Raw genomic sequence first — 24,320 nt, 5'->3', positions numbered from 1 at the left:
CAACTCAGACTATTGGATCTCACATTCTGCCGTATTAAAACACGAGAGCTTATCGGTAATTTTTTGAATGATTTTCGATCTTATTTCTTTTTCTCTTATAAACAGATGTCCGCTGTCAAATTGTTGAAATTCACAGGGTTTCAAGAAGTGATTGCTCCATCCAAAATGATCTTCGGGAGCGACCCAGGCATCGTGTGTCCCTAAAAATACAGTGGAATCCAGTTTTAACGGTAATTCATCACGATAAGCATAACTTTTTACAATGTTCATATCACCGATAAAAATGGGTAATAATACCTTAATAATGCTTTTGTTCATTCGCTCATCGCTGTAATCAACAATACCATTTTCTTGAAATACGCTGGATAAAGTCGTTAATTGTTGGTCGTCTAATTCACCGAGTCGTTCTGAATTTAAATCAAATAAATTGATATTGAAGTGTTGTAGTTTTGCCAGCAGATTCGTCAAACTTTTGGAGGGGACCCGGGGATCAGGATAAGCTGATGCAAAAAGATGGACCGGGGTGGCAAAGTGATGGCGACGCAAATACCGAGTGAGCTCAAATCCAATCAGTGAACCAAAACTATGGCCGAAAAAGGCAAATGGTAAATCAAATTGGGGATGCAGCTGATGGGCCAACAAAGAAATCAGATTATCAAGATTATCTAGGGGTTGCTCTTCCATCCGATTTTCTCTACCTGGCAACTGTACCGGGCATACTTCAATATAATCGGGGAACTCCTGCTGCCACTCACGATAAATGGAGGCGCCACCACCGCCATAGGGAAAACAAAACAAGCGAACTTGAGCATTTTCTTGAATTTTTCGATTGGCAATCCACAGATTATCTAAACGTTTTTGTGGCTTAGGCTCTATTTTCGTGCCTAGCCATTGGCTTGATAACACATACTCAGCAATCTCATTAATGGATGGCCCTTGCATCATGAGCGGTAAAGAATAAGTAACGTTCAAATTGGTTTCTATGATTCGGATTACCGCTAAGGCCATCAGCGAATCCATCCCTAATTCATGCAAGGATTGGAAGGGGCTAATGTCATGTTGTGGCATCGAAAAAATCATCGCGAATTGTTCAGTCAAATAATGAATCAATTGATGTTTACATGCCTCATAAGGTAAAGATAAATCGAGTTGGAATTGAGACTGGATCTCCATAATTTGATTAATTTGTAGGGTATCGTTGAGTACGGTCATGCGTAGATCATGGCATTGAGCAATCACCCTATAGTGTTTATCCAACAAGTACCAGTCCGCAATGATATGCTTCCCTTCCGGATGGAGTTCTTTTAATACGGTGTGAATGTATCGTTGGTCTTCTGCAGAACCATAAAATTCTACAGTGCCCATATGTGATGCAATATAGGGTTTAGACAATTGTTCTGGCAATAATAAAAAGAGAGTTTGAATGCAAGCATCGATGATTCCTGGATGCATTTGCGTTACAAATTGCTTTCCACGCTCTGCAGCTTTAGGTTCGCGTAATTCACAAAACAATTCATTGTTATTGACCCAATATTGATGTGCCCAACGAATGGTCCCACCGGCGGGCATCCCCATTTCTGTGATGCGGTTGTAAAAATGTTCCATAGTTCCTGACGCAGGAAGTCCTTGCATCAGCTTGAGCTTGGCTTGTTCGAATTCGTTGCGAGTGGGAGCATGCAGAGCTAAGCATCCAGTTGCATGTTCTATCCAATGTTCGGTGCCATCACTGCTGAAAAAACGAAAAGATAATGCATTATTTTCATCCTGTTCGATGATTAAGTGGACCAAGACGGTTTTTCCATCCAGAACTAATATAGGGGATAAATAATTAAGATGATGTATGCTAAAGGAGCCTATTGGTTGTAGTTTCTCGGAGGCATAAGCTAACATTTCCAGATAATAGCCTGCATGCAAAACATAAAAAGTATCCTGAACCTCCGGCAGTGTTTTGGTATCAAAGACAAACTCAAATTGTCGGGCGGATAAAGGCGAAGAAAGGACTCTTCCTCGCATAGGATGGTTGGTATTGCCATGTTTGCTTGTCGCGATTTGCTCGAAAGTTGGCCAATGAGTTTTACGCTGCCATGGATAAAACGGCATATCCAGAGGCATGTAAGTTCGTTGTGCTTCAAATTTCTTCCAATCAACCTGTGCATGGTTGATATAGTTTTTCGCTAAAAGCGGTAAGTCTATGGTCGCAAACTCCGATATTTTCAGCGGGCTGTTGGATTTTTTCAGTTCCTGATTGATAAATATCTGTTTATTTTTCGTATGAGGATCGGCACGTAAAATCTCCAGCTTTTGGTAAAGATCCGCAATTGAGGTGCTGATTATGGCGAGACGATGTACGTAATGGGAACGTTTGAGATGGAGGTTGTAGCAGAGTTGCGCCAGGTTCGTTTCTGGATTGTTTTTTAAAAAATCACACCAAAGCCCAATCAAAGCAGATAATGCAGCAGGCTCTTTTGCCGAAATGGTAAATAATTCTTTATCTCGAGTGAGGGCCTGTGTGCAGTCAGGTTGCTCATTTACAGAATGTTCCTGGAGTACAAGATGGGCATTGGCACCACCAAAACCAAAGCCACTCACGCCCGCAATGCACTTATCACCATAGCGAGGTAATGGTTCTGTTTGCTGCGGGATACGCAAAGAATAACGATCAAAGGGGATATGCGGGTTTGCCTCTGTAAAATTAAGGTGGGGGGGAAGCAACCCTTTTTTTAAAGCTAAAGCCACCTTAATCACACTGATAATACCTGCTGCAGGTTCCAGATGGCCTACGTTGGTTTTGACTGAGCTAATCCAGCAGGGTTTTTCAGGATTACGATTGTTGCCAATCACCTCTCCCAAAGCCTGCACTTCAATAGGATCCCCCAAAAAGGTTCCTGTTCCATGACATTCGATATAGGCAATGTGCGCAGGGTCTGTTTTGGCTGCTCGATAGGCGGAACGTAATAATTGTTCTTGTTGCAAACCGTTGGGGGCGGTTAAACCATTTGTTTTGCCATCTTGATTTATCGCCCCTCCGGTGATCACGGCATAGATTTTGTCTTGATCCTTTAATGCTTTGGAAAGTGGTTTGAGCACAATGGAGCCTGCTCCTTCGCCTTGCACATAACCATCCGCTTTGGCATCAAAAGTGTGGCACTGTCCAGTTGGCGAGAGCATCGTTGCTTTGGCTAAAACCGCGTGAATGGAGGGTAATAAATTGATATTCACTGCGCTGACCAGGGCGGTATCACATAATTTTGCCTGTAAGTTGAGGCATGCTAATTGTATGGCAATCAGTGAAGAGGAGCATGCAGTATCTAATACCAGGCTAGGACCCCGCAAATCGAATAAATACGATAAGCGATTGGCTGCCATACTGATGGCACTTCCTGTAGGAATAAACAAAGCATCCATATCTGAGTCCAGCTTTTGTAGATGACTGAACTGGCTTGCGTATAAGCTCGAAAAAACGCCCATATTGGAGCCGGCTAAGGTTTCAACAGTTAAACCAGCGTCTTCAAGGGATTCATAAGCGACCTCCATTAAAATACGTTGTTGCGGATCCATGCGCATGGCTTCGCGGGGGCTTATGCCAAAAAAATAGGCATCAAACGCCTCAATCTGCTGCAAGTAGCCACCCCAATAAGGTAAATTGACATCACGTTGTTCGGGTTCTCGAGTTCCTTTTAGCAGCTCCCAACGTTCATCGGGGATTGAAGAAATGACCTGTTTACCTTGGCATAATAACTCCCAAAATTCTTGCGGGGTATTTGCTGTGGGTAAACGACAGCTCATCCCAATAATCGCAACGGGATCAAATGATTGTTCATTTTGTTCCTGCAAAAGTTTTTTAAGCTTTTGAATCATCAACAATGATTTTTTTAAAGTAGTGGTATCATTCATAGGCCAGCTCTAGCTCTTTTAATTCCAGTTCAAGTAGTTCATTGAGTTGTGCAGCGTTTAAGTGCTCCAAATCAATAGCCTCCGCACTAAAAAGTGGTGCAGGACTGGGCTCGCAGTTTATTTGCACGCGTTGCATGATGTAATTCGTCAATTGATTGAGGGTGGGGTAGCGGTATAAGTCCATCGGTGCGACCACATCGGGAAAATGTTGACCGAGTGCTTCGGTGTAATCGATGCCGGTAATGGAGTCCATCCCGTATTGCTGGAAAGGGGTTTCCCGATCAATTTCAGCCACGTCCAAGCCTAAGACGCTCCCAAAGAGATTCAGAACTAATGCCGGAATTTCTTCGGGGTTTAATGTAGAAACGACCACTGTGGATGGGCTTGCAGCAAACTCAGCAACAAAATAGTTAAAGAAATCCAGTTGTTTGGCGGTGGGATTAACGTGTAAGAATTTCTTCCATTGAATGTGACACACCGTAATTTCAGCAAGATTAAGTCTGAGAAGGGTATGAAATAGGGCAACTCCATCCTTAATACTTAGCGACGCCATGCCTACCGCATCTAAAAATGCATCATGATTATGCCGGTGACTCATTCCTTTTTCCGACCAGGCGACCCAGTTAATGCTGGATGCAGGTAATTGCATGCTGCGACGATATAAAGCTAGGCCGCTCATGAATTCATTGGCTACGGCATAGGCACTAAGCCCAGCCATACCAAAATGAGGCACTGCAGCAATGGAAGAAAACAACACGAAGCACGACAATCGGGATTGTAAAAAGAGTTCATGCAACACCAATGAGCCCTGTATTTTGACGCGTAATACCTTGTTCCATAATGCTTCGTCCATATCGGCAATCGTGACATTATCCGTCGTGATTCCAGCCAAATGAAAAACGCCATCAATGGGCTGCTGCCATGCTTTTTCGGCATTCATAATCACCTTTTGCATGTGTTCTTTGTCAGCTACATCGACCGCCGCGTAGCGAACCTGTGCTCCTCGAGCTTCTAATTGTTTGAGCCAGGTGTTTTTTTCTGCGGTTTGAGCAGACAATTGGGTTGTTCCAGTAAGCAAGATAAAGCGTGTCCCTTCGGCCACGAGAGATTCTGCTATTTCATAACCTAACGCACCTAAACCGCCGGTAATTAACGCAGCCACAGGAGTAGTGTAAGAGGGAGCTAGCTCATGATTTTGTGGCATCTGATAAGGCATGAAACGAAGGGTATAGCGTTGGCCAGCACGATAGGCAACATGATTTTGTTGCACTTGGTAATGAGTCAATTCTTGAGCCAGGATCTTGGCATTTTGTTCTATCCCTGCATCCCTCTCCAAATCAAGCAGCAAGGCTTGGTATTTTGCCTGTTCGGCAGCAAAAATGCGGGTCATGGACCAAAGATGATGTTGCCCTATATTGACCGAGTCATGGGGATTTACGTGTTGGGCGGATTGTGAGGCAAGACAAAACGTCAGTTGATGTTGCCAAGAATGCTCAATCATGGCCTGGAGCAGGTATAACAATGTTTGAGCAGTATTCTCTCTAGTATAGGTTTCAGGAGGAGCCACTGCAGAACATAGATAGATAACTCCGTGTAAATGTTCTTGGTGCAATGCATGGATTGTCGCAAATAATTGCTCATAATCTGCTTTTTGCGATCCATTGATTGCGTACTCATCCTGATCAGTTGCTGCACCCGAGGTGCTTGCAAAACAATAAATACCGCTTGCAAACTGCTGCCTCAATGCAGGAATTGATTCTTGATCACAAAAAATCAACCATTTTCCCTCATGTTTTGACAATCCGGTCTGAGTGACTTGAGGATTTTTCTCCCATTGGGTCCGATAAAGCCAATCTTGGGCGTCAATCTCTGCGCTAATGCGGACTACAGGAGGGATGTTTGGTTGCACACTGGCTAATGCTACGGGTTGTGTTTCCACTTCCTTAGTGGGAATCCAGCAGCGTCGTTTCGTAAAGGGATAGGTAGGTAAGGAGATAATGTTGGGTGATTGTTGTGTGTATAATTGGTCCCAATTTATTTTTGCTCCATTAACCCAATGTTGAGCTAATTCTTCATAGTGGGCGCTCCTGATTAACTCGGCTAAATGAACTGCGGGTTGGGGATTACTTGGTGCATTAGGATTTATCCAGAACTTAGAACCATTACCCTGAGGATAATTCGCCAAGGCCGTAAGCAACTCGTCTTTGTTGGTGATGAGCACTGCGAATCGTGCGGTCATATGCTCTCGTCCGGTTTGTAACGTAAAGCATGCATCTCGAAGCCATTCTTTATTTTCTGTAGGGCAGTGTTGTAACAAATAGTGGTGCATTTGCTGTATTTTTGCTGCCAATCGCTCCTCATTTAATGCAGATAGTATGAAGACATACGGGCCATTTACGATATTCTGCTGTTTTCTTGGTGGTCGGTATTCTTCAATTATCATATGTATATTTGCGCCACCCGCACCAAAAGAACTGACTCCGGCACGACGGGGTAGATCATGGTCAGGCTGCCAATCGCTGAGCTCTTGTTGTACGTAAAAAGGTGAGTTTTGAAAATCAATAAAGGGGTTCAATTGAGCACTATGCAAGGTAGGTACTAATTTTTGGTGACGCATTTGTAAAAGGACCTTGGCCAATTGGGATACACCTGCGGCTGACTCCAAATGTCCAATATTGGATTTGACTGAACCTATCGCACAAAATTGCTTGTCTTCCGTAAAATGTTCAAAGGCATCTTGAAGACCACGAATTTCTATAGGGTCTCCTAAGGCCGTTCCTGTACCATGCGCTTCGATATAGGATATCGTTCGAGCATCAACTTGTGCCTTTTTTAAGGCTTGGAGAATCACCGCTGCTTGCGCATTGGGATTAGGAACAGTATAGCCGCTGGTTTTTCCCCCATGATTCATGCTGCTCCCTTTAATGACCCCATAAATCATATCCTTATCGGCAATTGCGTCAGCTAGAGGTTTCAGCAATACAGAGCCAACACCTTCGGCGGGTACATATCCGGTTCCTCCCTCAGCAAAGCTCGCACAACGACCTTGTTCCGACATAAAATTAAAACTGCCTAGGAAGTGGTATTTACTGGGATGTAACGACAAGTTGACGCCACCGGCAATTGCCATTTTACAATCACCTCGTAACAGGCTCTCGCACGCTAAATGGATTGCTGCCAAGGAGGATGAGCAGGCTGTATCGACCACAAAGCTTGGACCGTTTACATCAAGAAAGTAGGAAATCCGGTTGGCTACGGAGAATGATTGGATATCCAGTGGCACACGATTTCCTTTTTGCCACTCCTCTGCAATAAACAGTGGGTAAAAATTATAAGTCACGCCAGCAAAGACACCGACCGAATTGTTTGCTTTACTCTTTAATTTGTCGCGCGTATAACCTGCATCTTCTAAAGTAGACCACACAGACTGCATGAATAAACGCTCTTGCGGATCCATAAGTCCAGCATCGCGTGGGGAGATATTAAAAAACAAGGGATCGAATTTATCGACATCAGGTATAAAGCCTCCATGCGGGAAATAATGCTCCTCACCTCCGATCATTACCGGGTACTCTTTATAATTCCAGCGATCAGCCGGCACTTCGCCCACGCAATCACGTCCTGAGCTTAAGTTATGCCAAAACTCATCCATGGAGTTGGCCATTGGAAAGGTTCCGTTTAAGCCAATAATTGCAATATCCTGGGATGATTGACTTGGGTATTCACAAGTCATTGTGATGGGTTGCGACGTTTCTATCTCCTCTGGGATTGGTGTGGGTAACGCATGGCCTGTCGACACGAGACCAGACAATTTTTCTTTATGATTTTTGATGAAAAATTTGGCTAAATCATTTAATCGATTGCGTTCATAGAGTAATGTTTTGGGTAAGCTGCCAAAATCTTTCTCCAAGCGATTGGTTATTTCCAAGCCAATTAGTGAGTCAACGCCATAAACCTCATAGGTTTCATCCACGTGAATGCATTTAGGTTCGGTACGTAATTTTTCTGCAAAGATGTGCTGTAAATAGCTTAATACCTGGCTGGACAGATCCATTGCTACTGGGATGGCTTGTTTGACCACCGGTACGAGGACTGTGGGTGCTGGTGTGGCATTTAATTCCTGGTCATACCAATAGCGTTGCTTGATGAATGGGTAGGCAGGTAAAGCACCTAATCGCGATATTTTTTCCCCAACATAGACTTGTTGCCAGTCAATGGCATAGTGTTTCGTATAGAGATCAGCCAAGATAAATAATTTGTGGCGATACTGCTCTGGATTGTCTGGCTGGTGCAATGCCTTGATTGCTGCTTGATATACTTCATCGAATACCGGTCCCTGAATCGTCAAGGTTTGACCTTCATTTAATAGGCAATATTCTGGGGTTTCATGTTGGATTAACAAGTTCAACGCCTGGAGTAATGCATCCAAGGAGTCTACTACCAGAGCACAACGGTACACAAAATGCGCACGACCAGCATTGAGTGTATAACTGAGGGATGGTAAGAAAACCGTTTCTTTATTTTGCTTGAGCCATTGGTAGAGATCCTCTATTTTTTGTTGCAAACTCTCCTGGTGTTTGGCTGAAAGTGCAATTAAATAATAGGGTTTTGTTGGATGGCGCTCAACGATGGTCTGGTGGGGGCGACCTTCCTCAAGAATAATATGTGCATTGGTGCCACCAAATCCAAAAGAGCTAACGCCTGCACGCAATGGAATATCATCTCCTGTTTTATATTTGATGCGACGCCAGGTTTGTGTCTCTTTGGCAATGTAGAAGGGGGAATTGGCTAAATTGATGTAAGGATTTAATTCATTTAAATGCAAAATACCGGGTAGGGTTTCATGGGTCATGGCCAGAATCAACTTGATGACTCCCGCTATTCCTGAGGCGGGTTCTAAATGGCCGATATTGGTTTTTAGAGAACCTAAAGCAATTGAGTCTGGTCTGATTTCAGAGCCAAGTAGGGTGGTAAACGCACGTTTCAATCCTTCAATCTCTACCGGATCACCTAAAGCGGTTCCTGTACCATGAGTTTCAATGCAGGTTACCGTGTCTGGATTGATGTTGGCTTGGGTGTAAGCACGAATCAATAACTCACTTTGTGCGGCAGCATTAGGTGCTGTCAGAGATTGCGCTTTGCCGCCATGGTTTACGGCCGAGGCTTTAATGACCCCATAGATATGATCCCCATCGTATTGCGCTTGCTTTAAAGGTTTTAGTAAAAGCGCGGCGACGCCTTCCCCTTTGACATAGCCATTGGCCGCCTTATCAAAAGTCTTGCAACGTCCATCTGCAGATAAGGCACCTAATTGGCTGGTAACTACTAGGGTATCTGGGCTTAATATCAGGCTTACGCCACCGGCAATGGCCATATCGCATTCACCATGGCGAATGGCTTGTACCGCACGATGTATCGCAACCAGTGAGCTTGAACAGGCGGTATCGATGGACTCACTTGGACCTTGGAAATTGAAAAAGTAGGAGACACGATTGGCAATCATGCTATGTGAGTTGCCTGTGGCGATAAATCCATGATGTTCTTTTTGTTGTTTGGCAATTAACGTTTGATATTCACTAAACTCAACTCCGGCAAAAACCCCAATGTTCTGTGAAGATAATGCAAAGGGATCATAGCCTGCGTCTTCGATGACTTTCCATGCAATTTCCAAAAAGAGGCGTTGTTGTGGATCCATAAGATTTGCTTCGCGGGCTGAAATATTAAAGAAGCCGGCGTCGAATTGATCGAAATGGTTGATAAAAGCACCCCATTTGGAGTTGCTTTGATTGGCATCAATGCCGTAATGATCACGCCAGTCCCAGCGTTCTGCAGGGATCTCCGTCACTAAATCATGGCCATCAACCAAATGCTGCCAAAATGAGCTAAGGTCATCTGCTTGAGGGAAAATTCCTTGCATCCCAATAATCGCAATTGAATCCGGCTCATTGGCTACTATACGTCTCGATTTTACTGGATGAGTATTGACGCGCAGTTGGGCCACCTCCTGGTGTGTTGATGCCACTGCCTCTGGAAATTGATCGATAAGATATTGGCTGATTGATAAAATGCTGCTGTGAGTAAAGAACACCGCAGGGGTGAATTCTATTGCGTAATGCTCCGTAATCTTTTTGGCCAATTCGATAAAATGCACCGAATCCATGCCGTATTCCCCAAGATTTTTTTCTAAGGCAATTCGGTGTTGGGTCAAATTCAATATTCGAGTGACTTCTCGCATCAGAAAGGAATTTACTTTATCCGAAAGCTTATTTGCGGTTAATGTCCCGGGGATTGGCTTGTCTTGAGCCGAAGCACGTTGCTCCTCATCAGAGTACCAATAACGCTCTTTGGCAAAGGGATAGGTGGGTAAAGATATTTTTTTCCTGGATTCGCCGGTGTGGATTTGCTGCCAATCGAGATTTTGGCCTTCCACATACAATTTTGCCAGTGCCAGCAAAGCCTCTTGATATTGAGCTGCTTGTGACAATTGCTGCATGACTAAAGGCAAAAGCGTGGTGTTGATAAGGCGGTTTTCAGAGGTATTGCCTGCATGTTGCTGTATCAACACCTGAGTCGGATTGTGTCCTGCTTTAACCTGTTGAATGAAACGGATTACCTCATCAAGCGAGCTGGCTACCATGGCGCAACGATACTCAAAATGACTTCTGCCTGCATTTAAGGTGTAACTAACCTGCTCTAGTTGTGCTGATGGATTTTGCTCGAGCCATGCCAATAAATCATCGAGACGTTGATGTAAGGCGAATTCGGTTTTGGCCGATAGCGTGAGCAAATAATGTGATTTGTTCTTTGCCGGAGAAGAAAATACCGCTGGTGCTTCTGACAAAATCAAATGGGCATTAGAACCTCCAGCACCAAAAGAGCTGATCCCCGCAATTCGCGGCATAGTGGGCATGGGTTGCTTCCACTCACTGACGGTTTGCTGCACCCTAAATGGGGTGAGCGACCAGTCGATGTTGGCATTCAAGGTGGTTGAGAACAGCGAAGGGACTAAAGTACGGTGTTGAAGTTGTAAGACTACTTTGGTGACTGCAGCAATCCCTGCGGCAGACTCACAATGTCCGATATTCGATTTGACTGAACCAAGGGCACATTGGTGTTGCATGGATTGGCCGAATACTTTATTTAATGCGGCAATTTCAATAGGGTCACCCAGAGAAGTTCCGGTACCATGTGCCTCGATATAACTGACATGTGCTGGGTCAACCTTGGCTTGTTGGTAGGTTTCTGCCAGTAACTCGGCTTGAAGATTGGGGTTGGGTACTGTGTAACCATTGGTTTTGCCACCATGATTCAGATGACTTCCCTTAATCACCGCGTAAATAAGGTCGCCATCTTCGAGTGCTTTATCCAGGGGTTTGAGCAATACTGCCCCCACAGCTTCGCCAGGAACATAACCATCACCTCCTTCACCAAAGCTGCGGCAATGCCCGTCACTTGCTAAAAACTTTCCATGACTTAGCAAAAGGTATTTATTGGGATGCAGCGATAGATTCACTCCACCAGCAAGTGCCATCTCGCATTCGCCTTTATGAATGCTTTGACAAGCCAAATGGATGGCAGTAAGCGAAGAAGAACACATGGTATCCAGCGCGATACTCGGACCATGAAAATCAAAAAAATAAGAAACCCGATTCGCAATGGAAGCAAACACCGAATTCGTTGGCACAAACTGACCGGAGGATGATGATTGATGGCCAAACAACTGATACTGGCCATACATGACACCGACATAGACCCCAATTTTTCTCCTAACTAAGGCTTCTCGAGCGTAGCCGGCATCTTCTATGGTTTTCCATGCGGTTTCTAAAAATAATCGTTCCTGGGGATCCATGAGGGCGGCTTCACGAGGGGAAATATTAAAAAAGAGGGGGTCAAATTGATCCACATCCTTTAAAAAGCCACCCCATTTGCTGTACATTTTACCTTGGCGCTCTTGATGGGCATCAAAATAATCTGCTAAAGCCCAGCGATCCTCAGGAATTTCTGTAATACAGTCTTTTCCTGCATACAGATTGTGCCAAAATTCTGTTAAATCCTGCGCTTCTGGATAGCGTCCGCTGATCCCAATAATGGCGATATCCTGCGATTTTGAGATATTGTTCCTCGAACTCAGTGGTCTTGGCGGGGTCATTAAGCTTTGGGACGTTGTAGTTGAGTGACTCGACTCGGTCATTTTCAACCGTTTCTGGGTTGCTATTGGTGTCTGATTGAGGTTAAGCCCCTGTCCGTGCGGGGAGGACCAAGGTACATGCGATAAATGTTGAATCAATTCATCGGGGTAATGCTCCATGAAGTATTCGGTTAAATCAGCCATAGTTTGGCATTCAAAAAATAAGGTTTTGGGTAATGCAGAGAACTCCTTGGCCAAGCGTTGATTGAGTTGAATAATCATTAAGGAGTCGATGCCGTACTGTTCGAAAGGCGTATCACCATCAATACGTTCTGGTGAGCACTTTAAAATCTCAGCGAGTATGTTCTTTAAAAACGCTTCAGCGTGTTCACCTAAATTGGGCATTACACCTTTGGAAGAAGTGGTGGATTGCTTCACCATTGAATTTTTTTGCAATGCCTGCCTGAGTTTTTGCTGAAAACCCGGAAGAACAATAAAATGTTCACCCGAGTGCTGTAACGCGTGCACGAAAGCACCCAATCCCTGCTCAGTGGACAAACTCAGAATACCTAGAGTGTGCTCAAGCTCCTGTTGGTATTCGGGAGCAATCTGTAAACCCCCCTCTTCCCAAAGTGGCCAATTAATTGAAAGAGTATGCCCATTACAGTGCCCCTGGGCTCTTTGTTGCTCCCGTGTGTAGGCAAATTCATCCAGAAAACAATTGGCATAGGCATAGTCACTTTGTCCTAAATTTCCAAACACTGCTGCGGCGGATGAAAAGAGAGCGAAAAAATCTAAAGGTTCTTGGCGTGTTGCCGTATGCAAATTGCAAGCACCAAAAATTTTGGGGGCGACAACCTTTTCTATTTCAGGCAGTGTTTTATTGACAATCAAGCCGTCTTGAGTAAGTCCTGCCGCATGAATAATGCCATTTAATGCACCAAAGCGTTCTTTAATGATTTGAATCAGTGCGTGCACCTCCTCGTAAGACGAGACATCTGTTGATACATAAGCTACCGAGGCGCCGTGCTGTTCGAGTTCTGCGATTCTTTTTTGATGGCGTTCTGACAGCGGCGAACGGCCAGTTAATACCATTTTGGCTTGATAATGTTTGGCCAAATAGGTAGCAAATAAATAGCCCAGGCCGCCCATGCCGCCAGTAATTAAATAAACACCGGATTTCTTGAGCGGTGGCGGTGTTTCTTTTAGTAACGGAAGTGGGAAGTAATCTCTGATGTAACGCTGATTCCGTTGATCATAACGGACATATATCTCATTTTGAGTTAATTCATTGGTCAGTAGGCTAAGATCATGTAATTCAATGAAGCGACACGAGATGTTGGATTGTTCTTGATGCAAGCACTTTGCAAACCCATCCAATGCCCGGGAATAAATGGAGGCATTTTTAACGATTCCGACTAATTGTATGGGCTGTTTGGGTTTTAATTTACTGATTTGGTTCACTACAGCATGAACCAGATAATACGTTTGCTCCATTTTCTGCTGAATTTCTGTTATTGAAAGAGAATCAGTATGGAATTCTTCCAGAGCAAGAATAATACACTCGCTCAGTTTATCGATGTTGATATTTAAATGAGAAGGTTCTTTCAGCAGCTGGTATGAGACAGTACGATCTGGGAATTGGGCGCTAAGGGCGAGCACTGATTGTTCGTTATCGCCTAAAATCAGAATGGAGTCTGGATGTTTTTGGGTTGCTGCCTGCGCAGCCTGGGGAATCCATTGATGGCTATAATAAGCTACCGTGGCTGCTGGTTCATGCACTGGATATAAGCTAAATCCGTTAATGACTAATAAGAGTGCTCCTTCAGCATCGCTGACTTGAATATTCAATGTCGGCATATGCTGACTGTCCGCAGTCGAGATCAGGCTTGCATGAACATAGCAGAGATTGGGCAGAGGCTTATAAATATCTAATTGTTCAATAGAAAAGGGGAGATATAGCACTTCACGATTTTTAAGCAGTACCTGGGTAGTCTGTAAGATTCCATCCAATAAGCAGGGATGGAGTACTAACTCATGATGTTGTGTGGCTAGGTTTGCAGGCAAAGCAATTTCTGCTACAAGATGATGCTCATCAAAATGTATGCTTTGAATGACTTGAAAACTGGGGCCGTAGGTTATCCCTGCATGATTAAAATAGCTGTAAATGGCTTTGGGATCTTGAGTATTAGGCAATGTGGATTTTAAGTCGTTCAGCTTAAGTACGTAGGGCGGGGCATCGGAAGAATTATCCGTATAATGAATCATTCCACGCACATAAGAAACTGCTTCGTCTTGGTCAGTAATCGAGAATGAGGCACTATCCGTTTCCGGAAATAAAACGACATGCAGTGGGGTGGCCAAATCCGGATTTTTTATTGGTCTTTCCCAAATGATCTGGCTTAAAGTCGTTACTTGCTGATTTTTCGCCGCCATATTGGCGGCAATGCGAACCATTTCCAAACACACCGCACCGGGCAAGACCGGCTCGTTGTTAATCAGATGATCGCGCAAATAAAATTCATTTCCAGTAAATCGTTTACTAAAAGCAGACGAGGAGAAGGTAGAAATATTCTCATCAATCAAGGTATGTGGGTGATGCACATTCTTTTTGATATAGACCCAATGCGATTCTTTGGCGAAAGGGTAGCTAGGAAGGGAGATTTTTTCCTGATACTCACCGTAGAGGGTGCGCCAATCAATGGATTTGCCTTTGAGGTAGTCGTGGCATAGTTGCGTTAAATCAGCAGGGTGATGATTGGTATTGGGTAATTTATAATCAAGTAACTGCGCTTGGATGTCCTTGCTGGATAAAATAGACCTTAATTGTTTCTTTAATTCCGCAATGGTTTTCACCATCATGCAACAACGTTTGCTAAAATGTTGTCTGCCGGCATTTAACGTATAACTGAGTGCTGCTAAAGTGGGTAAATTCTTTTGGTTTTCCAACCAGTTGAGCAGATCAATCATCCGTTGCTGCAATCCATTGAGAGTCATTGCTGATAAGCAAATAAGGTGTACAGGATGCTCCGGAGGAGAAACAGGTGTTCGTTCGGGAGGCTCTTCAAGAATAATATGCGCGTTCGCCCCCCCAAAACCAAAGGAGCTCACTCCTGCCCTTCTAGGTTTACCCGGGACTTTTGACCATTGAGTGGGCTTCTCAATGAGATAAAATGGGCTGTTCTCAATTTCAATGTAAGGATTTAATTCATTTAAATGTAAATTAGCCGGCAGCTTTTCATGCATCATGGCTAATAAAGTTTTTATAATCCCCGCGATTCCGGCGGCAGACTCCAAATGACCAATATGAGTTTTCACCGCTCCTAACCCACAGTAGTGTTGTGGCAACGAGTCAATGTTTTGCTCTAAGGCCAGGTATTGAAATGCTTTTTTTAAGCCGTTAATTTCAATGGGATCACCTAGTGGGGTACCGGTGCCATGGGTTTCAATGTATTGAATGCTGTCAATGGGTACTTGCGCCCGCTGGCACGCTGAAATAATGACTTCTGCTTGGGCATTGGGATTAGGTGCAGTGAGGGTATTCACATGCCCTCCATGATTTACCGCCGTGCCTTTAATTACTCCATAGATATGATCTCCATCTTGCAATGCCTGCGATAATTTTTTTAATAAAATGGCGCCTGCCCCTTCGCCCCGAACATAACCATTGGCGTTTTTATCAAATGTTTTACAACGTCCATCGTTACTAAGCATCCCTGCGTGCTGGGCTGCAATAAAAGAGGTAGGGGTAATTAATGTATTCACTCCTCCTGCAAGCGCCAGTTCACAATCGCCTTGCAAAATCGCGTGCACTGCTTGGTGAATGGCCACGAGGGAGCTGGAACATGCAGTATCAATTGCCTCACTGGGGCCGCGCAAATTTAAAATGTAGGAAATACGATTTGCAATCATACTGTGCATCGTACCGGTAGTCAGATAGGCATCCATAACCCCATTTTTTTGCAATAACTCAGCATAATCATGATTAAATACCCCTACAAATAAACCTGTTTTCAATGCCGCAAGGGATGACGGAGTATATCCAGCGTCTTCAATGGTTTTCCAGGCAATCTGCAAAAATAATCGTTGTTGCGGATCAATCAGTTCTGCTTCGTGAGGTGAAATATTAAAAAATGCCGCATCAAATTGATCCACCTGGTCAATAAAACCACCCCACCTCACGGTTAAATCACGCCAGTTCCATCGGGATAAAGGGACTTCACTGATGCAATCTATCCCTTGACATAAATTATCCCAAAAGGTATCCACATCAGGTGCTTGTGGAAAAATACCGCTCATTCCGATGATGGCGATGTCGTTTTCGGTAAGAGTTTGAGAGCAGGGTTGCTGCGCTTCTTCTGGCTCCGCCACAACCGTTTTTGCTTCCAATAAGTCAGTATAAAACTCTGCTAAAGTAGCGTACTCATACAAAGCTGCAGGAGAGAGGGCGAGTTGATAGGTTGCATTAAGCACACTGGTGAGCTGAATGATATTGATCGAGTCAAAGGAATAATGGCTTAATGGTGCATGCAAGTCGATTTCTTGCGGCTCTTTGTTTAATACTTTAGCGATCTGCGTGATGAATAGGTTTTTACTGTGCGCTTCATTTTGCTGAGTTATCGCCTTGATGGGCTCATTTTGTGTTAATAGCGCAAGACGTTGTTCATTAAAGAGTAATTCGGTTTTCTTTCGTTGCAATTTGCCACTTCCGGTTTTGGGAATTGCCCCCTTAGGGCTTAATAGGACTTCATGAACATCCAGCCCATGGTGTTTGGTGATCGCATATCGAATTGTGTTTTTGATCTCAGGATAGAGCGACTTATCTGCCTCTTCCGACAATTCCTGAACAACGATAATTTTTTCTGTACCCTTAATTTCTGTAGAAAAGACCACTTGGGGCAGTTTGATCTGGAATTGGGCCAGCGCATTGGCGACGGTAGCCTCCAAATCAAGCGGATAATATTTTTTGCCATAAACGACGACGACTTCTTTTAACCGTCCAGTTAGATAAATTTCATCGTCAAAGATAAATCCCAAATCTCCGGTTTTAAAATAGGTTAAATCACCGCCAGATAACGTCGCATGAAATACCTCCTGTGTTTCCTCAGGACGTCGCCAATAGCCTTGAGCCAGCGATTTGCCTGATAACCAGAGTTCACCGGTTTCACCCTGGGCAACAGGCTGTTTCGTTTGAGGGTCAACCACAACGGCCTGCAGTCCTGGTAATAATTTGCCGCTACTGACCAATTGTCGCTGTGCACGCTCTTGCAGTGGTAACGAGCAAGGTTCACAACCAAAAGACGTCACGGCAATTGCTCCCGATAATTCGGACATCCCGTAGGCTGAACAGAATTGGTTTAACTCAAAACCACATACTTTGAATTTTGCGGCGAAACGAGTAAGGGTTTGATACTGAACCATATCGCCACCATTAATTGCTACCTTCCAATGTTTTAAATTCAGCGAGGCAAGTTCTTCATCCTGAATGTCACGCACGCAAATATCATAACCAAAATTAGGACAACCGCTATGGGTGACCCGGTAGGTTGAAATGGCAGATAACCAAGTAATCGGCTTATTGATAAAGGCAGCAGGCGGCATAATAATTGCCAGTGTGCCATGATATAGAGGTACCAGGATCCCACATACTAATCCGTAAACATGGGTATGGGGAGCCCAGGTCAGGGTAATACTTTTCTTGGTGTAATGCCACACTTTGAGGGTTTCTTGCAGACTATGTTGTAAATTACCATGGGTGATTATTGCTGCCTTGGGGGTAGAGGTTGACCCGGATGTATATTGCAAATAGGCGATGGTATCCTCAGTGATATGAACGGCTTGATAATCGTTGGCCAGTTTGTTGTTTAGGCTATCCGTGGCCAACACAGGTACTTTTTTCTTGAGAGTCGTCTCAATACTGGAACGAAATGAATCCAGGCTTAAAACGGCAGCAATATCCGCATCGTTCGCTATACTGTTCAGAAACGCTTCGTGTATGGTAAATTCATCGATTTTAGGGCAGTGTACTGGCACAGCAATGACACCTGCATACCAACATCCTATCAAACTGACTATAAATTCAATCCCCGTTGGGTAGAGAAGGACCACACGATTGCCCTTCATGTGATGGGCTTGTAAATGGGCGGCAATAATTCTGGCTTGATGATCCAAGGCGCCAAAAGTGAGGCTTGCAGTCGGATGTTTTCCATCTTCTAAATAGAGAATTGCTTCAGATTGAGGATGTTTTTGAGCTCGCTTCTGTATTCGATTAATAATATTTTGCATACGCAACTTCCATTTTGCTAAATCGATTATCTGAACTTGCATCATGCTATCAATACTCTCAGTTAATGTCATCTTTATATTGAGGGATAGTGTTGTCGCTGGGTCTAGTATCTGTTGGTTGAGCTTTGGCCCAACAAAACTCGAAAAGACATTTGCGTCTAAGGGAGGTCTTGAGCCGAGGCCGAACCTTCTGCACCCAGGCTACGATTTTTTTTCAGAAGTGAGGGGATGCACGAGCTTCACCAATTCGTTAGTGCCTCGTAGGTATTTTTGGAGTGCGTTTTTAAAAACTCAGAGAAGTCTTTGACATCCAGCGGTTGACTGAAGTAATAACCTTGCATGATGTAACATCCATTTTCTTTTAAGAATTTAATTTGCTCCAGGGTTTCTACCCCCTCTGCCAAGCAATCAATATTCATCCTATGAGCCAAGGCAATGGTATTGCTCACGATATTTCTACTATCAATACTCACGTCAATATCTTGAATAAATGTTTTATCAATTTTTATTTTATTGACTTTAAAGAGCTTAAGATTACCAAACTCTGAGTAACCTGTACCAAAGTCATCAATGGCCAGGGAAATACCCATTTCCGTAAATTTATTAATAATTGGAATAGCTTCATTTTGAAATGCATTGGACTCCGTGAGTTCTAATTCAAGGTACTTGGGAGAAAGTTTTTGATCGTCTAAAATTTGCGCAATATGCTCGACCAGATCATGTTGTACCAACTGTTTCGCTGATAAGTTAACGGACATAATCAATTTAAATCCACTGTTATGCCATTTTTTCAATTGTTGGCAAGCTGTGCGTAATACCCATTCCCCAATAGGAAGAATCATGCCGTTTGTTTCTGCTAAAGGGATAAACTCCATCGGGGAAAGTAATCCTAACACGGGATTATTCCAGCGCACTAAGGCTTCTGCGCCACAAACAGTCCCGGTTCGCAAGTCAATGAATGGCTGGTAATTCAGGATTAATTCATTGTTTTCAATCGCCCGATAGAGTTGATTTTCAATGTTTAATTGTCTCGTAGCATCGGCGGTTATTATGGTATTAAAAACACGAACACTATTGCCTCCGCGCTCTGTGGCAAGGGTACGTGCCGCTTCTGCGTGCGTAATTAGTGTGTCCACATCCCGGCCATCATCGGGAAATACACTGATACCAATACTTGCAGTTAAATTCAATTCTTGTTGTGCTACATAGACAGGATTATCCAATACAACAAATAAATCCTGGGTACATTCCTCTATTTCCAGTAAGTCGATAATGGGATCTATCAGGATAACAAATACGTCTTTACGTAATAATGAAAAGAAATATTTGGTGTTCTTTTCTGCAAGTTGACTAAACCGTTGGGCAATACGATGAATAATGGTGGCTGAGGCGTGATGCCCGATACTGTCATTAATTTTCATCATATTATTTAATGAAAAGCAGGCAACAGCAAATTTGTGATGATCTTTAACGGCTCGTTCAGCTACATTATTGATGTGTTCATAAAGTAAACGCTCATTAGGTAAGTCGGTTAATAAATCATGTGTTGCCTGGTAGGTCACTAATTTTAATGATTTTTCTAAGGCTTCAGTGCGTTCTTTGACCCTTTGTTCCAAAAGAGCATTCAAGTTTTCCAGTTTATGGCTTAGTAATGCATTTTCATACCCCAAACGAAATAATTTTAAAATGATTCTATTGCCTACAAAGCAGGCAATGAGCATAAAGATTCCGAGTACCACAAATGAGCCAGTAATTGACATACTGATATGGCCCGCTTCAGAATGAAATGCACTGATGGTGATATAAAAATGATATAAAATTGTAGGGGTAAGCAGACAAACAATGCTGGCAATTCCCATGGTTAAATCAATTGCTGTCGAAAAAGAAAAACAAATCAAAACCGCAGATAAAAAGATAATGGTGGTCATCTGTTGATGCATTCCATCATCCATAAACACAATGCCAATACTGCTCCATATTAGACAGATTAAAATGACTATGTAGAGAAAACCTTTTCGACACTTAAGAATTTCTTGACGGCTTATATGTTTGTATTCAAAGCGTAGGGCCCATAGTACATTCAGTAAGTTGGCAATCACCAAAAGAACATACCAAGAAATGATTAATACGGGTTGGGTTGTATTATAGATGGCAAGGACATAAAGAAAGGCTCCGCAAATATTGGCGAAAGCGCCAAGTTTAACCATGCTGTGAAATGATTTTGCGGTTTCAAAATCAATTTTCCGATTGATTTCATGTTGTTCATCGGAAGTTAGTTGCGGTGCCTCGACAAATTTATGTGCATTGATGGGCTTCGACATATAAGCTCCTTGCTCTCTATAAAAGTGGTAGAGTCACTTTCCCATTCCTTATATAATATAGTATATCTATTATTTTGCTTAATTGCTTAAAATTATTCAAATTGTTAATATATAAAGCATGACCTCCAAAACGCGTTGTTCTTGTATGCGTGCAGGAATTTGTTCCTGTTTCACGAGTTGGAACTGATTTTGTTCGACTAATTTTTTGATGTAGTCCGGATGATGACTGAACCGAGCACTTGTTTCAAGCGACCAGGGATTCTCCAAGCTGATTTCCGTAGTAAAAATAAAATAGCCTTTGGATTTCAGATGCTGATGAATCGTATGAAATAGCGCATCGAGCTCACCAAAATAGGGCAGGACATCGGCGGCAATAATCAAATTATAGGTTGCCTTGTTTTGCTGTAGAAATTGATTGAGCTCCGCTTCCACCAAATTGTCATAGATTTGCTTTGACTTAGCTTGGGCCAGCATTTTTTCAGAAATATCAACCCCGGTTAAGTGTTTACTCACTTCACGAAGAACAATCCCGGTTAAACCCGTTCCACAGCCTAAATCCAAGGTATGGGTGTTTGCAGGTAATTCTAATTGGTGGATGACGCGTGCTATGTGTTGTGGGATGGAATAGTTTAACGTGCCTTTCATGTGTTGATCATAATAAAGCGCGTAATTATTAAATAAATTATGGGCATACTCAGGAGTCGTTGTTGCTTGCTTATCTCTGGTAAGCGCGGAGAGCATGTGGGCGCTTATGGTATCCTCTGGATTAATCTCCAGAGCTCGTTCCAGATATTCTTTGGCTTTAACTTTTTGTTCCAATTTAAGATAAATCGCGGCCAGATTGTTGAGCGAGGAGGTATGAGTGCTCTCTAACTCGAGTATGTGATCAAAAAGAATAATGGCTTCGTTTAAGTGGCCTAAAGCCATTTGCGCCACCCCGGAATTGTATAAATATTCAACATTGTCCGGTTCTTTTTGCAGTAATACGTCATAATGCATGAGTGCATTCTCAAAACGATCATGATGCATAAAGGTTGCAGCTAAGTTATTGCGTGCCTCGATGTTCTCATTGTCTAAAGCCAAGGCCTTACTAAAATAATCAATTGCCAATTGGTTTTGCTGTCTTTTTAAAGCAATTACCCCCAAGTTAGAAAGCGCTTCTATTTGCTTACTGTCTTGTTCTAAAACGTTTTGAAATGCTTCCTCAGCTTCGGCCAGCGCATTTTTTTCGAGATGTAAAACACCAAGATAAAACAAGGCTTCAGTATGAAAAGGATTTAAGGAGACTACATTATTAAATTGGGTTTTGGCTGCATCCAATTGATTATTTTGCAGCAACAGTAAGCCTAAATTAAAATGCGCTGCACTAAAATCAGGTTCAGCATGAACTGCTCGGGTATAATGTAAGAGCGCTTGAGGATAATTATGTTGTAACGCATAGACCGTGGCTAAGTTATTATGGGCTTGGGCATAATCCGGTTTCAGTTTTATGGCTTGTTGATAATATTCAATTGCCTTATCCAGGCGGTGTAGTTTTTTGTACGCATTTGCTATGTTATTCAGCAAACTGGCATTCTCAGGATTCAACGAGAGTGCTTGTAGCAGATAGAGAATGGCATTATCCATATCCCCTAACTGAGCATAAGTAAGCCCTAAAAAATGCAAGGTATTAAGATGCTTGGGTTCTTGTAACAGGATTTGTTCATAAAGGCTAATGGCTTGGGGCAAATGACCTTCATATTGGAACTTATATGCTTGCGCAAAGAGTGCATCAGTGTCCATCATCAATTCTTAATTAGAGTACGCAGTTGCTTTAATGCTTGTGCGCGGTGACTGATATTATTTTTAATTTTAGCAGGTAATTGAGCTACTGTGCATTGAAAGTCAGGAATATAAAAAATGGGATCATAACCAAATCCACTGTCGCCAACAGCGTGAGTGTGGATCACCCCTTTGCATACTCCTGTGGCGATGATTGGCGTTGGATCATTGGCATGCTCTACTAATGCGATGGCGCAATAAAACCAAGCTTCCCTCTGTGCTAAGGGAATATGAGTCATTTTTTCCAAGAGTAAATGGATGTTTTCCACATCGGTTGCATGCTCACCGGCATAGCGAGCAGAATAAATACCCGGTTCGCCATTTAAGGCCGGTACTACTAAGCCCGAATCATCCGCTAAAGCAGGTTTCCCTGTATGTAAACTGGCATGCCGTGCTTTAATTAGTGCATTTTCAATGAAGCTTAAGCCATTCTCTATGGCATCAGTAACACCAAAATCGCTTTGCGGGATACATTCTATTGGTGCTAATAGATCGCGTAATTCCTTAATTTTACCGGAATTGCTGGTAGCGAGAATAATTTCTTTCATAATTTAAGCCATAAAAAGTAGTGAAATAGAGCCTGGACGAAGCCCCGCGGGGACCCCGTCATCTTCCGGGTAAAGGGGACTATATTGCTTCTCAACAGGCCCCTTTAACCCTATTTTAAAAAGAATAGTGCAGTTTAACGTGGCGATTGCAAAATAGAAATTAAATTCATCCTGATTCCTGTATGCAACCACTCAATTGCGATCAAATCTTTTCTTAATTTTAACCTCTAATCTGAACAAAAAGTAAACTGTTTAAATAGCTTTATAACAGACTTTAGGCTAAAATAAGTTTTTTATTGGAGCACTGATGATGCCTATTACCCATCTTTTACTGGCTCTTTTAGTCGTTTTGATTTGGGGGGTAAATTTTCTTTTTGTATCCTTTGGACTGGAAGAAATTTCACCTCTGCTACTGTGTGCGCTACGTTTTTTATTTGCCAGTGTGCCGGCTGTATTTTTTGTCAAAATACCTCATTCGTCTTTTAAGGAGATTGTCTTATATGGCTTTGTCATGTTTGCATTGCAATTTGCCTTCCTATTTATCGGTATGAATGTTGGCATGCCCGCTGGAATGGCGTCGTTACTCATGCAGACGCAGGTATTTTTTAGTATGTTTTTCGCAGTAATTTTTTTGGGGGAACAACCCAATCTGGGGCAGACTATAGGTGCCTTGGTTGCGTTTACGGGGATTGGTTTAGTTGCGATGCATTTTGACAGCCAAATCTCTTTACTTGGTTTTATTTTTATTCTTGCAGCTGCCGCAACATGGGGCATAGGCAATCTGATCACCAAGAAAATTAAAGGCAGTAACAACAATATGATGGCAATTATTGTGTGGGGGAGTTTTGTTGCCTGCATCCCGATGTTTCTTTTTTCTTTGATATTTGAGGGGGCATCGAGTTTTGTTTATACCTACGAACATCTAAGTTGGCGGGGTATATTATCATTGTTTTATATTGTTTTTGCTTCGACCTGGATAGGGTATGGGGTTTGGAACTGGCTCATTGCTCGCTATCCTGTGGGAATGGTCGCACCCTTTACTTTATTGGTTCCCATTGTGGCCATGATTAGTTCGGTTTTCGTATTGGATGAACCGTTCCAGCTGTGGAAGCTCGCTGCAGGATTATTAGTGATTGGTGGCTTGTGCATCAATATTTTGGGCGCTCGCTTTTTTCCTGTAAAAGCACAGACAGAAGCAGCTTTGAGGTAAAAAATGGCAACCACCTTCATTTTACGTGAAACGTGCGTGCCGAAACAATCGGTGCGAAGTTGGTAAGCATTGACGGAGGAGATTCTGTTTTTCCAGCAAAAACCTGTTGCGGA

6 protein-coding genes are annotated in these 24,320 nt (G+C 43.1%); 1 reads left to right on the top strand and 5 read right to left on the bottom strand.

Annotated features, from left to right (window positions below; all coding sequences use genetic code 11):
- Positions 1–9: 9 nt before the first annotated feature.
- The 5 genes from OQJ13_RS06465 to rdgB all read right to left on the bottom strand — a co-directional run bounded on the left by OQJ13_RS06465 (position 10) and on the right by rdgB (position 22,997).
- A complete protein-coding gene (locus OQJ13_RS06465; protein ID WP_265710022.1) occupies positions 10–3,894 on the bottom strand; it encodes a beta-ketoacyl synthase N-terminal-like domain-containing protein in 3,885 nt (1,294 codons plus the stop codon).
- Positions 3,887–18,307 (bottom strand): SDR family NAD(P)-dependent oxidoreductase, encoded by a 14,421-nt coding sequence (locus OQJ13_RS06460; protein ID WP_265710021.1) that lies wholly within the window; start codon positions 18,305–18,307, stop codon positions 3,887–3,889. The genes OQJ13_RS06465 and OQJ13_RS06460 overlap by 8 nt, the downstream gene beginning before the upstream one ends.
- A gap of 239 nt (positions 18,308–18,546) precedes the next feature.
- The gene (locus OQJ13_RS06455; RefSeq protein ID WP_265710019.1) at positions 18,547–20,628 is read right to left on the bottom strand and encodes a putative bifunctional diguanylate cyclase/phosphodiesterase; all 2,082 of its coding nucleotides are present in this window, start codon (positions 20,626–20,628) and stop codon (positions 18,547–18,549) included.
- A gap of 96 nt (positions 20,629–20,724) precedes the next feature.
- The gene (locus OQJ13_RS06450) at positions 20,725–22,410 is read right to left on the bottom strand and encodes a tetratricopeptide repeat protein (protein ID WP_265711902.1); all 1,686 of its coding nucleotides are present in this window, start codon (positions 22,408–22,410) and stop codon (positions 20,725–20,727) included.
- 2 nt (positions 22,411–22,412) lie between these two features.
- Positions 22,413–22,997 (bottom strand): RdgB/HAM1 family non-canonical purine NTP pyrophosphatase, encoded by a 585-nt coding sequence (gene rdgB / locus OQJ13_RS06445; protein WP_265710018.1) that lies wholly within the window; start codon positions 22,995–22,997, stop codon positions 22,413–22,415.
- A gap of 310 nt (positions 22,998–23,307) precedes the next feature.
- Here rdgB and OQJ13_RS06440 point away from each other — a divergent pair, with 310 nt between their 5' ends.
- Positions 23,308–24,207 carry an EamA family transporter gene (locus tag OQJ13_RS06440; RefSeq protein ID WP_265711901.1) on the top strand — a complete coding sequence of 300 codons (900 nt, stop codon included), beginning with the start codon at positions 23,308–23,310 and terminating at the stop codon, positions 24,205–24,207.
- Positions 24,208–24,320: the final 113 nt, after the last annotated feature.

Origin of the sequence: Legionella sp. PATHC035, assembly GCF_026191115.1 — a bacterium.
Taxonomy (GTDB): domain Bacteria; phylum Pseudomonadota; class Gammaproteobacteria; order Legionellales; family Legionellaceae; genus Legionella.
The sequence above is the reverse complement of the archived record's forward strand: the minus strand, read 5'-3'. Positions and strand labels throughout refer to the sequence as shown.

Bases quoted from the DNA above. Each gene is read 5' to 3' on its own strand.
- OQJ13_RS06440 (WP_265711901.1), top strand. From the start codon at position 23,308: ATGCCTATTACCCATCTTTTACTGGCTCTTTTAGTCGTTTTGATTTGG.
- OQJ13_RS06455 (WP_265710019.1), bottom strand. From the start codon at position 20,628: ATGTCGAAGCCCATCAATGCACATAAATTTGTCGAGGCACCGCAACTA.
- OQJ13_RS06465 (WP_265710022.1), bottom strand. From the start codon at position 3,894: ATGAATGATACCACTACTTTAAAAAAATCATTGTTGATGATTCAAAAG.
- rdgB (WP_265710018.1), bottom strand. From the start codon at position 22,997: ATGAAAGAAATTATTCTCGCTACCAGCAATTCCGGTAAAATTAAGGAA.
- OQJ13_RS06450 (WP_265711902.1), bottom strand. From the start codon at position 22,410: ATGGACACTGATGCACTCTTTGCGCAAGCATATAAGTTCCAATATGAA.
- OQJ13_RS06460 (WP_265710021.1), bottom strand. From the start codon at position 18,307: ATGCAAAATATTATTAATCGAATACAGAAGCGAGCTCAAAAACATCCT.